The sequence below is a fragment of the Hydrophilobacter chitinilyticus genome (assembly GCF_049860745.1).
Classification (GTDB): domain Bacteria; phylum Pseudomonadota; class Gammaproteobacteria; order Burkholderiales; family Burkholderiaceae_C; genus Rhodoferax_B.
This window is the reverse complement of sequence record NZ_CP187561.1, coordinates 1312697-1325763: the sequence shown is the minus strand read 5'-3', so window position 1 is coordinate 1325763 and position 13067 is coordinate 1312697. Positions and strand designations below refer to the sequence as shown.

Below are 13067 nucleotides of genomic sequence, written 5' to 3'. Positions count from 1 at the left end.
CATGCGCCACCCCCTGCCTTACGCCTTTGCACGCGGCCAGCAACTGCTGCTGGAAGACAACCTCGGCACGCTCACGCTCTGGCTGCACGCGGGCACGCCCCCGAGCGCTTTAGGTGAAGTCATGCGCAAGTACGACATTCGCCATGTTGAAACCCTGCCCGCCGACGCCCTGGCACAACGCATCAGCGCGGCTTACGCGCAAGGTGAGTCGAGCGCGGCATCGGTGGTGAGCGAGGTCGAGAGCGACGCCGACTTGTCGCGCATGATGCAAGAGCTGCCCGCCGTGGAAGACTTGCTGGAGATGAGCGACGACGCGCCCATCATCCGCATGCTGAACGCCCTGCTGACGCAGGCCGCACGCGACGGCGCCAGCGACATCCACATCGAGCCCTACGAACGCCACTCCAGCGTGCGCTTTCGGGTGGACGGTACGCTGCGCGAAGTGGTGCAGCCCAACCGCGCGCTGCACGCCGCCTTGATCTCGCGCCTGAAGATCATGGCCGATCTCGACATCTCCGAAAAACGCCTGCCGCAAGATGGCCGCATCAGCCTGCGCATCGGCACACGTGCCGTCGATGTGCGCGTGAGCACCCTGCCCAGCGCCCATGGCGAACGCGCGGTGCTGCGTCTGCTCGACAAAAGCGGCGGCACGCTGCAACTCACCTCGGTGGGCATGCAGGGCCACACGCTGGAGCGCCTGCAAAGTTTGATTGGCCAGCCGCACGGCATCATCTTGGTGACCGGCCCCACCGGCTCGGGCAAGACCACCACGCTCTACGCCGCCCTGAGCGAGCTGGACGCACACAGCAGCAACATCATGACGGTAGAAGACCCGATTGAATACGAGCTGCCCGGCGTGGGCCAAACCCAGGTCAACAGCAAGATCGACCTGACCTTTGCCAAGGCCTTGCGCGCCATCCTTCGGCAAGATCCGGACGTGATCATGATCGGCGAAATCCGCGACTTTGAAACCGCGCAGATCGCCATCCAGGCCTCGCTCACCGGCCACTTGGTGCTGGCCACGCTGCACACCAACGACGCCGCCAGCGCCATCACCCGTTTGACCGACATGGGTGTGGAGCCCTTCCTGCTGAGCAGTTCGCTGCTTGGCGTGCTGGCCCAGCGCCTGGTGCGCAAGCTCTGCACCAAATGTGGTGGCCCTGGCTGCGAAGCCTGCAGCCACACCGGCTACCAGGGCCGCACCGGCGTGTTTGAGCTGCTGGTGACCGACGACGCCATACGCGCGCAAATCCACAACCGTGCCGCCGAGGCCGACATCCGCGACGCTGCACGCAAAGCCGGCATGCAGTTGATGCGTGAAGATGGCGCCCGGCTGGTGGCGGCAGGCGTCACGTCGCCTGAAGAGTTACTGCGGGTCACGCGGGATTAGGCGCTCAAGACGCCTGCCGTTGACAGGCGTCTTGAGCGGTTTGGGCGAGAAACCAACGCCGGGCTTCACCAAACTGTCATTCAGACGTTAACCTAGGCGGCTCGTGATTGAATTACAGAAAATTACCTCTCACCGCGGCCCCATGACCACAACCACCCGCCGAACGCTTCTCCAGACTGCCAGCGCCGCTGCGGTGGCCGTGGCCCTGCCCCTGCGGGCACAAGCCACCGTGACGCTCAAACTGCACACCTTCTGGCCCGAACAAGCCGGCGTGTGGCGCGACATCATCAAGCCGTGGATCGCCCAGGTGGAGCAAGAGTCCAACGGCCGCATCCACATCGAAGCCACCCCCGGCATGAAGCTGGGCGGTACACCCGCGCAGTTGTACGACCAGGTGCGCGAAGGCAAGGTCGATCTGACCATGAACCTCACCGGCTACACGCCGGGCCGTTTTCCGCGCGTGGAGGCGTTTGAGCTGCCTTTCATGATGACCCAGCCCGAAGCCACGTCCAAAGCCCTGTGGGAATACGTGCAGACCGCCGCACCCAATGAATTCAAAGACGTGCAGCTGCTGGCCACCCATGTGCACGGCCCAGGGGTGATTCACACCGCCGACCGCCCCGTTCTGAAGGTGGAAGACATGCGCGACCGCAAGCTGCGCAGCCCCACACGCCAGGTCAACCGCCTGCTCACCTTTCTGGGCAGCACCTCGCTCAGCATGCCGGTCACCGAGATTCCGGACGCCATGGGCAAGGGCCTGATCAACGGCTGCGTGGTGCCGTGGGAAATTTTGCCGTCGTTCAAAGGCCAGCAGCTCACCAAGTACCACGCCGAATTTGCCAGTGCCGGTGGCAGCCTCTACACCAGCACGTTCATGTTTGTGATGAACAAAGCGCGCTACAACAGCCTGCCGGGCGACTTGCGCAAGGTCATCGACAACAACTCCGGCATTGGCCCATCAGGCCGCTTTGGCAAAACCATGCAAGCACTTGACGTGATCGGCCGCGAGGCCGCCGTGAAGAACGGCAACAGCGTCGTCACGCTCAATGTCGCCGAGGCACGCAAGTTCCGCAGCATGTCGCGCCTGGTGGAAGTGGAGTGGGCCGAGGCCATGGACCAGGCCGGCTCCAGCGGCTACCGCCTGCTCGACACCGCACGCAACCTGATCGACCACCACACGCGTACCGGCGGCTAAGCCTAAGCCAGCGCGGGCAGGCTTTACCCAGGCCGTCAGGCCACCGGGGCGTCACAGTCGTGCGCTAACATCACGCCTCCTCTACGCAACATCTCTCATGCCCGCCTACGCCTTCGAAGCCCTTGACACCAACGGCCAGCCCCGCAAAGGCGTGATGGAGGCCGACACCGCCAAAGCCGTGCGCAGCCTGCTGCGCGCCCAAGCCTTGGTGCCGCTGGCGGTGCAACCCGTCAACACGGGCGCCACCGGCGCGGGGGCTACCACCACCAGTTGGATGCAACGCCGCGTTTACAGCCAGGCCGGCTTGGCCATCTGGACGCGCCAGCTCGCCGGTTTGGTGGGCTCGGGTCTGCCGCTGGAGCGCGCGCTCACCGCGCTGGCCGACGAGGCCGAAGAAGAAAACCAACGCAACCTGCTCGCCGCCCTGCGCGCCGAAGTCAACGCCGGTGCCTCGTTCGCCAAAGCCTTGGGCCAACACCCGCGCGAGTTCTCCAGCATCTACGTGGCGGTAATTGGCGCGGGTGAACAAAGCGGCAGCCTGGCCATCGTGCTGGAACGTCTGGCCGACGACCTGGAAGAACGCCAGGCTCTGAAGGCCAAGCTGATTGGCGCCTCGCTCTACCCGGCCATCGTCACGCTGGTGGCCATCGTCATCGTGCTGTTTTTGGTGGGCTACGTGGTGCCACAAGTGGCCAACGTGTTTGCTGGCACCAAACGTGCGCTGCCCTTCCTCACCGTGGCCATGCTGGCCATCAGCGACTTCGTGCGCAACTACGGTTGGGCCCTGTTGATCGTGCTGATCTTGCTGGGCATCTTCGCCAAGTTCGCCCTCGCCCGACCGGCCATCCGCGAAAAGTTTGATGCCGCGTTTTTGACGTTGCCACTGGTTGGCCGCCTGGCCCGAGGCTACAACGCCGCACGTTTTGCCGGCACGCTGGCCATGCTCGCCTCGGCCGGTGTGCCCATGCTGCGCGCATTACAAGCCGCCGCCGAAACCTTGAACAACACCGCCATGCGCGCCGATGCCCTGGACGCCTTGGTGCTGGTGCGCGAAGGTGCGCCGCTGGCCTCCGCCATGGCGCAAAAGAAACGCTTCCCCGGCCTGGTGAGCATGTTCGCGCGCCTGGGTGAACAAACCGGCCAACTGCCGCTGATGCTGCAACGTGCCGCCAACCAACTCAGCACCGAAGTGCAACGCCGCGCCATGGCGCTGGCCACCATCTTGGAGCCGCTGCTGATCGTGGTGATGGGCTTGGTGGTGATGTTGATCGTGCTGGCCGTGCTCATGCCCATCATCCAACTCAACCAATTCGCTAGATAGTTCAACGCGCAGGTAAAACCCAATGGCCGTCTCGCTCGACAACAAGCTGGTGGTGGCGATTTCCTCTCGCGCCCTGTTCAACTTTGAAGAAGAAAACCGCGTGTTCGAGCGCGGCAACGACCGCGCCTACGTCGAGCTGCAACGCCAACGTTTGGACGTGCCCGCTGCACCCGGCGTGGCGTTCTCGCTGGTGCACAAACTGCTGGCGTTCAACACGCCAGAAGTGCAGCGCGTCGAAGTGGTGGTGCTCTCGCGCAACGACCCCGTCAGCGGCATGCGGGTGTTCCGCTCGTGCAAGGCGCACGGCTTGTCGAGCGTGCAACGCGGCGTGTTCACGCAAGGCCGCAACCCCTTCGGCTACCTGCGGCCCTTGGGTGCGCACCTGTTTTTATCGGCCAACGAAGACGACGTGCGCCACGCGCTGAGCCTGGGCTTCCCCGCCGCGCGGGTGTTGACTGAATCGGTGCAAGCCGGCGACGAAAACCCAACCGAAGTGCGCATCGCTTTTGACGGTGACGCGGTGCTGTTCTCCGACGAAGCCGAGCGCATCTACCAAGCCGAAGGCCTGGACGCCTTCCAGCGCCACGAAACCGACAACGCTGCCCTGCCCCTGCCCGACGGTCCGTTCAAACCGCTGCTGGCCGCGCTGCACCGGCTGCAGCAGACCGAGGCCACGGGTATGCGCATCCGCACGGCGTTGGTCACGGCGCGCAGTGCGCCGGCGCATGAGCGGGCGATTCAAACCTTGATGAGTTGGAACATTGCGGTGGACGAGGCGATGTTCTTGGGTGGGCTGTCGAAGGGCGCGTTCTTGCGTGAGTTTGAGCCGGACTTTTTCTTTGACGACCAGACGGGGCATGTGCAGTCTGCGGCGGCGCATGTGCCTTCGGGGCATGTGAACAGTGGGGTTTCGAACGAACCACGTTAGCAGCGTTGGTTGACGCCGCTGGCCGGGAGTCGCCCGGCGGCGAGTAACTTTCTCTTGGTTCGCCAAGAGAAAGTCACCAAAGAGAAGGCGACCCACATGCCGGGACCCTTCGCAAAGCGAAGGGCAAACCTGCGCTGGGTGGCGTTGGTGGGGGGCTGGTGGAACTCGCGTTCCGCTCAAACAGCCACCAGCCCTGATCCCACCAACCCCACCCATCGCAGGCCCGGCCTGACGGGAGTTGAAGCCCAACGGGCCTTTGCTTCGCTCGGCCCGGATTCAACATCCGTGCGATGCGTAGCGAGCCGGGTTGAATTCGGTATCGCAGCCCCTTGTAGCTGCGCCTGCGATGGGCGGTTTTGGCGGGATCGGTTTCGCTGGCTGTCTGAGCGCAGCGAGTTCCAGCGGAACCCCGCCAAAGCCGTCCAGCGCAGGTTGCCCCTCGCTACGCGAGGGGACGCAGATAGTGGGGTCGCCTTTCTTTGGCCTACGTTTCTTTGGCGAGACAAAGAAAGGTAGGTCGCCGCCGGGCGACTCCCGGCCGACAGCTCGCACAAACGCCCCGCATCAATCAAAGCAAAATTCCGCATCAATACCAACCCAACACCAAGCTAGCATCTAAGGCTACCCCGTTCAAGCACCTCAGGAGAACCGCCATGCTCAAGCTCTACATCGCCAATAAAAACTACTCCTCGTGGTCCATGCGCCCCTGGGTGCTGCTCAAACAAGCCGGCATTCCGTTTGAAGAAGTGATGGTGCGTTTTGACTCTCTGGAAGAAGGCTCGGTCTTCAAGAACACCGTCAAAGCCCTTAACCCCTTGGGCACCGTGCCCGTGCTGGTCGACGACGGCTTCGCCGTGTGGGACTCACTCGCCATTGCCGAATACCTGGCCGACAAGTTCCCCGAAAAGAACCTCTGGCCCAGCGACCGTTTGGCCCGTGCACGCGCCCGCAGCATCTGCGCCGAAATGCACGCCGGCTTTACCGCCTTGCGCAGCAACTGCACCATGAACATCGAGGCCAGCCTGCCCGAAGTGGGTGCGATCCTCTGGCGCGACAACGCTGGCGTGCGCGCCAACGTGGCCCGCATCGTCGCCATGTGGACCGAGCTGCTGGACAAAGCCGGTGGCGACCAATTCCTCTTCGGTGACTTCAGCATTGCCGACGCCTACTACGCCCCGGTCTGTATGCGCCTGCGCACCTACGCCTTGCCGGTGCCAGCGGCCATCAGCGCCTACATCGACCGCGTGTGTGCAGCCACCGGTGTGCATGCCTGGATTGCGGATGCATTGGAAGAACACGACTTTGTGGTGTTCGACGAGCCTTATCGCCTCAAGCCATAAAGCGCCTCTGCGGGGTGCCCGCCGCTAAACTCAGACGATGCAAATCTATCTCGTGGGTGGTGCGGTGCGTGACACCCTTCTGGCGCGGCCAGAAGGTGCGGGTGACCGTGATTGGGTGGTCGTGGGCACCAGCCCTGAAGCGTTGGTGGCGCAAGGCTTTTTGCCGGTGGGCAAAGACTTTCCGGTGTTTTTGCACCCGCATACGAAAGAAGAATTTGCCCTGGCCCGCACCGAGCGCAAAACCGCTCCTGGCTACCGTGGCTTTGCGGTGCACGCCGCGCCCGATGTCACGTTGGAGCAAGACCTGGCGCGGCGCGACCTTACTATCAACTCAATAGCTGCACCCGCAACATCTACAAGCGCCAGCGGTCAATTCGATATTGACTTTTCACAACTGGTCGATCCGTACAACGGCCAAGCCGACCTGCAGCAAAAAGTGCTGCGCCACGTGACCGGCGCCTTCCGCGAAGACCCCGTGCGCATCCTGCGCTTGGCCCGTTTCGCCGCACGCTTTGACGACTTCACCGTGGCCTCGGAAACCATGGCGCTGATGCGCGAGATGGTGGCCGATGGCGAAGTCGATGCGCTGGTGCCTGAGCGCGTGTGGCAAGAGATCGCCCGCGGCCTGATGCAGCCGCGCCCTTCGCGCATGTTTGAAGTGCTACGCGAATGCGGCGCCCTGAAGCGCCTGTTGCCCGAGGTGGAGCGCCTGTGGGGTGTGCCGCAACGTGCCGACTACCATCCAGAAGTCGACACCGGCTGGCACCTGATGCTGGTGCTCGACATGGCCGCCCAATTGAACGCGCCACTCGCCGTTCGCTTCGCCTGCCTGACCCACGACCTCGGCAAAGGCACCACGCCCGCCGACGTGCTACCGCGCCACATTGGCCACGAACAACGCAGCGCCAACCTGCTCAAAGGCGTGTGTGAACGCCTGCGTGTGCCCACCGACTGCCGAGAGCTGGCCGACGTGGTGGCGCGTGAACACGGCAACATCCACCGCAGCAGCGAATTCGGCGCCGAGGCCCTGGTGCGCTTGCTGGAACGCTGCGACGCCATCCGCAAAAGCGAACGCTTCGCCCAAGTGCTGCTGGCCTGCGAATGCGACGCCCGTGGCCGCCTGGGCCTGCAAGACCAGCCCTACCCGCAACGCCCACGCCTGCTCGCGGCTCAAGCGGCAGCGTTGAACATCGACACCGCCAGCACAGCCAGCGCCGCCGTGGCCGCAGGCGCCAAAGGCCCGCAGATTGGCGAATGGGTGCAGCGCGCGCGCGTGGAGGCGGTGCAGCGGTGGTTGAAGGCGGCTGAGGCTGAAGGCAATGCTTCGACTTAAGGCAAGACTGTTGGCTGAATCCGAGCCGTTAAGAAAACGTGCCGCCTGAAGTGAGGGACACCAACGCGGTGTCCCTCAACGAAGAAAGGGCTTACTCCAGCCCGCGCTTCAAGCGCATTTCTTCGATTTTGATGTTGCCCAGCGGCACGGTCTTGGCGGTGGTGAGTTCGCGTTTGAAACCGGCCAGGTCAAAGAAGCGCATGGCGCGCTCGTTGCGCAATGGGATCCAAACGGTGACCGAGGTGCAGCCTTCTTCGACCAGGGCTTCGCGCGTGGCGTCCCACAAGGCCAGGCCAACGCCTTGGTCCAGGTAGCCGGGATCCACGTAGATGTACCAAATTTCGCCAACGGTGTTCTTGGTGCCTTTGTCGCGCGAGCGGTCGTAGCCGACGAAGCCGACGATCTGGTCGCCGTCCAGCGCGATCTGCACTTGCGGGTCGCCAAACTCGATGGCGTCTTGCCACATCTTCAGCCGCTTGGCCATGGGCATGGCCGTGAGCACTTCTTCTGGCACGATGCCGTGGTAGGCCGCGTGGCTGGAGGTGGCGTGCAGGTCAGCAATGGCTTGCGCCTCGTCCATTTCAGGAGGGCGAACTTCGAAAGCGGAAAAACTATTGGGCATGGAAAAACGGTCTTCAGACCGTGGGTCACAAAATTTCGAGGGACAAGGATTGTCGCCGCAAATCGATTTCACGTCTCTAGGCGGGGATGGACCCTTTACGTTAATACATTTTCCAAGACTAAACTTGACGCGATATGTCCGTCCCCGCACGCCCCTTCAGCGCCGCCGCTGCACGCAACCTCCCGCCTATTCTGGAGGCGCTGCGCCCGCATCTGCCAGGCGCCGGCCTGGCACTTGAGGTGGCCAGCGGCACCGGCCAACACGCCGCTGGCTTTGCACGCGCCTTGCCTGCATGGACGTGGCAACCGACCGAAGCCCACGAAGTCGCGCAACAAGCCATCCGTGACTGGACGCACGACGTACCGAACGTGCGTCCACCCGTACTGCTTGACGTGTGTGCCGGCCCTTGGCCCGCAGCATCGGCGGGCCACGTGGACTTGGTTTTCTGCGCCAACATGCTGCACATCTCGCCCTGGGCTACATGTGCCGCGCTGATGCAAGGCGCCAGCCAGCAGCTCAAACCGGGTGGCCTGCTGGCGGTGTATGGTCCCTTTTTAGAAGCGGATGTGCCGACGGCCCCCAGCAATGAGGCGTTTGATGCCGACCTGCGCCAGCGCAATCCCGCATGGGGCATTCGCACCCGCGAAGCCGTGGACGAGGCGGCTGCGTCAGCGGGTTTAGCGGGCCCCACCCGCATCGCCATGCCGAGCAACAACCTGCTGTTGCTTTGGCGCAAGCCTGGTGCCGCGCCATGAGCGGCGCTGCCCCTCACAACGCGCCGTGGACCACGGTGTACCAAGCGACCGACGTGGCCACGGGCCGCAGCTTCCCAGCACCTGCAGACCTTCCGCTGCTGGTGGCGGCCGAACACGCGGGCCTCAGCCCCGAGAGTTCGTGCCGCAACGGCACATGCCGCAGTTGCATTAGCCAATTGACCAACGGGGAAGTGCGTTACCGCGTGGCTTGGCCGGGCTTGAGCCTCGACGAAAAAGCTGCCGGGTTCATCTTGCCCTGTGTGGCCTGCGCGGCCTCTGACGTCACGCTGCGCTTTGGCGCTTGGGATGCTTTTGACTGAGCCCTTCAAAATCGTCAAAACACCAACTTGTTACAAGTTGTGTCGATAAGGATACAAAACCTTATAACCTCTGTGCGACGGCCCTGTGGCCCCACATAATCACCCGCAGACCTCACGGTCCTCCCTCTCTTCTCTCTTTCGGTCGTCGTTTTGCTTCACATGTTTCGCAGCCACCTTTGCTCTCCCCTGCACCGCAGGAAACCCAGCCCACGCAACAGCGTGCCCGCTTGGGGTGGAGCCTGCCATCGCCTGCGGCACCGCTGAACCATGTCAGCCGCGATGCCCACCCCGATTCTGTTGATTGACCGCGACGCCGCACGCGCGCAGTCTGTGGTGGCGGCGGCTGCCGGGCTGCAGTTGCCCCTGGAATTGGTGGCCGTCAGCACTTTGGCACAGGCCAAAGAGACCCTGGCCTGGCCTTCCATTGAGGTGGTGTTGGTCGACCACAGCGCGCTGGACCGCAGCCCCGCCGAGTGGATCACGCACCTGGGTGCGCAGCGCAGTGCGGTGTTGTGCATTGCGCCCGGCGAAGAAATGGCCGCCGTACAGGCGTTGGAAAGCGGCTTTGCCGACTACCTGCTCAAAGACGATGCACTGGCCTACGTGCTCACGCTGCCAGCGCGCATCACCTTGCTGCGCCGCAAAGTCGAAGCCGAGCGCAACGTGCAGCAGCGCCAGCAGCAAATCGACTTGGCCACACTCAACGGCCACATTGGCATGTGGCGCTGGGATGCACAATCCGGCGACTGCGTAGTCAATCCTGCCTGGTGCCGCATGCTGGGCTACCCAGAAGTGGAGATGGTGATTCCGCGTGATGCCTGGAAAGAGCTGATGCATCCGCAAGACCAGCAGCGCCTGCTGGAGACGTCACGCCATAGTGCAAGTGCCACCCCTGAAGACGTGCTGGAGCTGCGCCTGCGCCACAAGGCAGGGCATTGGATCTGGGTACTCAGCCGTGGCTGGGTGGCGCAGCGCGACGCCACCGGCGCACCTACCCATATGGCCGGTACGCTGCTGGAAATCACCCGGCGCAAAGAAGCCGAAGCCACGCTGCAGCAGCAAAACCAGCTACTGCATGCCATGAGCCGCACCCAAACCGCGTTCATGCAGGACATGAGCGAAGGCCGCGCCTTTGATTACCTGCTGGAAGAAGTGCTGACCCTCACGGGCAGCACCCAGGGCTTCATTGCCAAACACCTCACCCCCAGCGGACGCCGACTGCTGGCAGCCACACCCGTCTTTGCGCAGATACAGCTGGCCGATGAAAACGACGATGACACCCGCCCTGTGCTGGTGCCACCACACGTTCGCCAGGCCACGCTCGAAGAGATTTTGCGCACGGCGGCCGCCACAGGCCAAGCCTGGGCGGGCCGCCTCCAACCCGAGTCGTCGCCAAGCGAGCCCATCACCCAAGACCAGCCCTGGCTGGCATGCATGCCCGTGCTGATCAACGGCGAGGTGGTAGCGCAAGTGGTCGTGAGCCACCCCGCGCGCACCACCGACACAGATCGTGCCACGCACGGCTACAGCGCCTCTGACCTGGCCACCGCAGCGCCTCTGCTCGGCACACTCAGCCACTTCATTCGCGCCCAACGCGCAGAGCGGCTCAAGCTGCAAGCCCAGCAAGCGCTGAACGAAACCAGCCTGCTGCTGGAGCAGAAGTCGCGCACCATGAGCGACATGCTCAACAGCATCTCGCAGGGCATCTCACTGGTAAGCGCAGACCAGCACATGCTGGCCTACAACACCCGCTTGCGCGAATTGCTCGACCTGCCCGATGAGCTGCTGGCGTCGCAGCCTCACGTCTCCAAGATCGTCGACTTTCAAAACAAGCGCGGTGACTTCGGTGCCGACCTCAACTTCATCGCGCCGCACGCCCGCACTTATGTGGAAAAAGCCACTGCGGGTATCGCCACGCCAAGCGACGTGCCCACCACTTACCTGCGCCGCACCCACACAGGCAAAGTGCTGGAAGTGCGCTCGCGCATGTTGCCTTCGGGCGAACGGGTGCGCACGTTTTCTGACGTCACCTCTTACATCCAGGCCCAGACCGATTTACGTGAAAGCGAAGCGCGTTTTCGCAGTTTGACCGAACTGAGCAGCGACTGGTTCTGGGAACTCGAATCGCACATTCCTCCTACCGTCTTTGACGGCGGTAGCGACACCGCCACACCACATCCGCCAGCACCGGCTCACCCGTTCGGCACAGTGGTAGGCATCTCCTCGGCCGACCTGCCGAAGGAGATTGGCGACTTCACCAACCCCGCCGAACTGGCCCGCTGGCATGGCCTGATCGCCGCACAGCAAGAATTTCGCGACCAGGTGTTCACGCTGCAAAACACCGGTGCACCGGGCGTGATGTATGTGTCCGTTTCGGGCCTGCCAGTGCTTGACGACAACGGCCGCTTCACCGGTTTTCGGGGCACCGGGCAAGACATCACCGCACGCAAACTGGCCGAGGCTGAAATCGAACGCCTGGCGTTTTATGACGCGCTGAGCGACTTGCCCAACCGCCGCCTGCTGGAGCTGCAACTGGCCGAGACCCTGGCGCGCAGCGTATCCACCGGCACGTGCGGCGCGCTGCTGTTCATCGACCTGGACAACTTCAAGGACCTGAACGACACCCACGGCCACAGCGTGGGCGACTCGCTGCTGGTGCAAGTGGCGCAACGCCTGCAAGCGGCGGCCAAGGGTGCTGCCATCGTCGCCCGTTTCGGTGGCGATGAGTTTGTGGTGGTGCTGGAAAACCTGGGCACCTCGGTCGATGACGTGAGCGCCCTGGCCGAAGACTCGGCCCGGCGCATTTTGGGTGCGCTGGCGCAGCCTTACCACCTGGGCACCACCACGCACCACAGCACGCCCAGCATCGGCATTGCGCTGTTCCACGAGAGCACACACAGCATCAACGAGCTGTTCAAACAGGCCGATGTGGCCATGTACCAAGCCAAGGGCGCCGGCCGCAACACGCTGCGTTTCTTCAACCCCGAGATGCAGGCCGAGGTGCAAAACCGCGCCGAGCTCGAAGCCGATCTGCGCCACGGCATCCACAACCACCAGTTGCTGCTGCACTACCAGCCCATCGTCAACAGCGCGGTGCAAATCGTCGGGGTGGAGGCCCTGGTGCGCTGGCAACACCCTACACGCGGCTTGGTGTCGCCAGCGGTGTTCATCCCGATCGCCGAGCAAACTGGCTTGATCCACGATATTGGTGCCTGGGTGTTGGAGACCGCTTGCCACCAGTTGGCGGCCTGGAGTCATTCGTCCGACACCTCGCACCTCACGGTCTCGGTGAACGTGAGCGCGCGGCAACTGCGCCAGCCGGACTTCGTAGTGCAGGTGCTCAGTGCCCTGGCCCGCACACAGGCCAATCCACGGCGCTTGAAGATCGAGCTCACCGAGAGCATGCTGCTGCAAAACGTGGAAGACGCCATCGAGAAAATGGCCGCGCTCAAAGGCCATGGCGTGGGCTTCTCGCTCGACGACTTTGGCACCGGTTACTCATCGCTGAGCTACCTCAAGCGCCTGCCGCTGGACCAGTTGAAGATCGATCAGTCGTTTGTCAACGACGTACTCACCAACCCCAACGACGCGGCCATCGCCCGCACCATCCTCGCCCTGGCCCAGGCCCTTGACCTGCAAGTGGTGGCCGAAGGCGTGGAGACCGAAGGCCAGCGCAACTTTCTACTGCTGCTGGGCTGCAAATCCTTCCAGGGCTACCTGTTTGCGCGGCCGGGACCGGTGGAAACGCTGTTCACGCAACTGGCCCGCGCGCCAAGGTAGCCTGGGGCAAAACGCCCAAGCGGCACGGCGGGCAAGTTCTGCTAAGGTTGACTCAAACCAAAAGAGACAACCCCGTGAAACCA

Annotated in this window: 10 protein-coding genes; 9 read left to right on the top strand and 1 reads right to left on the bottom strand. The window is 63.4% G+C overall.

Features of this window, described 5'->3' with window-relative positions; genetic code table 11:
• Position 1: 1 nt before the first annotated feature.
• From ACPWMG_RS06010 to ACPWMG_RS05985, 6 genes are all read left to right on the top strand, one after another.
• Positions 2–1390, top strand: a complete 1389-nt coding sequence (locus tag ACPWMG_RS06010) for a GspE/PulE family protein (RefSeq protein ID WP_483303746.1) — start codon at positions 2–4, stop codon at positions 1388–1390.
• A gap of 142 nt (positions 1391–1532) precedes the next feature.
• A complete protein-coding gene (locus tag ACPWMG_RS06005; protein ID WP_483303745.1) occupies positions 1533–2585 on the top strand; it encodes a TRAP transporter substrate-binding protein in 1053 nt (350 codons plus the stop codon).
• A gap of 97 nt (positions 2586–2682) precedes the next feature.
• Complete coding sequence (gene gspF / locus ACPWMG_RS06000; protein ID WP_483303744.1) at positions 2683–3906, top strand: type II secretion system inner membrane protein GspF; 1224 nt, start codon at positions 2683–2685, stop codon at positions 3904–3906.
• 22 nt (positions 3907–3928) lie between these two features.
• Positions 3929–4834, top strand: coding sequence for a 5'-nucleotidase (locus ACPWMG_RS05995; protein ID WP_483303743.1), 906 nt, complete (start codon positions 3929–3931; stop codon positions 4832–4834).
• Between the two features lie 653 nt (positions 4835–5487).
• Complete coding sequence (locus ACPWMG_RS05990; protein ID WP_483303742.1) at positions 5488–6174, top strand: glutathione S-transferase family protein; 687 nt, start codon at positions 5488–5490, stop codon at positions 6172–6174.
• Between the two features lie 37 nt (positions 6175–6211).
• Positions 6212–7507, top strand: a complete 1296-nt coding sequence (locus tag ACPWMG_RS05985) for a multifunctional CCA addition/repair protein (RefSeq protein WP_483303741.1) — start codon at positions 6212–6214, stop codon at positions 7505–7507.
• A 91-nt stretch (positions 7508–7598) separates the two neighbouring features.
• Here ACPWMG_RS05985 and ACPWMG_RS05980 read toward each other — a convergent pair whose 3' ends face one another.
• Positions 7599–8129 (bottom strand): GNAT family N-acetyltransferase, encoded by a 531-nt coding sequence (locus ACPWMG_RS05980; RefSeq protein WP_422829986.1) that lies wholly within the window; start codon positions 8127–8129, stop codon positions 7599–7601.
• A 134-nt stretch (positions 8130–8263) separates the two neighbouring features.
• Between ACPWMG_RS05980 and ACPWMG_RS05975 the strand changes: the two genes are divergently transcribed.
• The 3 genes from ACPWMG_RS05975 to ACPWMG_RS05965 all read left to right on the top strand — a co-directional run bounded on the left by ACPWMG_RS05975 (position 8264) and on the right by ACPWMG_RS05965 (position 12984).
• On the top strand, positions 8264–8884 hold the full coding sequence (locus tag ACPWMG_RS05975; RefSeq protein WP_483303740.1) for a DUF938 domain-containing protein: 621 nt from the start codon (positions 8264–8266) through the stop codon (positions 8882–8884).
• Positions 8881–9204 carry a 2Fe-2S iron-sulfur cluster-binding protein gene (locus tag ACPWMG_RS05970; RefSeq protein ID WP_483303739.1) on the top strand — a complete coding sequence of 108 codons (324 nt, stop codon included), beginning with the start codon at positions 8881–8883 and terminating at the stop codon, positions 9202–9204. The genes ACPWMG_RS05975 and ACPWMG_RS05970 overlap by 4 nt, the downstream gene beginning before the upstream one ends.
• Before the next feature lie 279 nt (positions 9205–9483).
• The gene (locus tag ACPWMG_RS05965; RefSeq protein ID WP_483303738.1) at positions 9484–12984 is read left to right on the top strand and encodes an EAL domain-containing protein; all 3501 of its coding nucleotides are present in this window, start codon (positions 9484–9486) and stop codon (positions 12982–12984) included.
• Positions 12985–13067 lie beyond the last annotated feature (83 nt).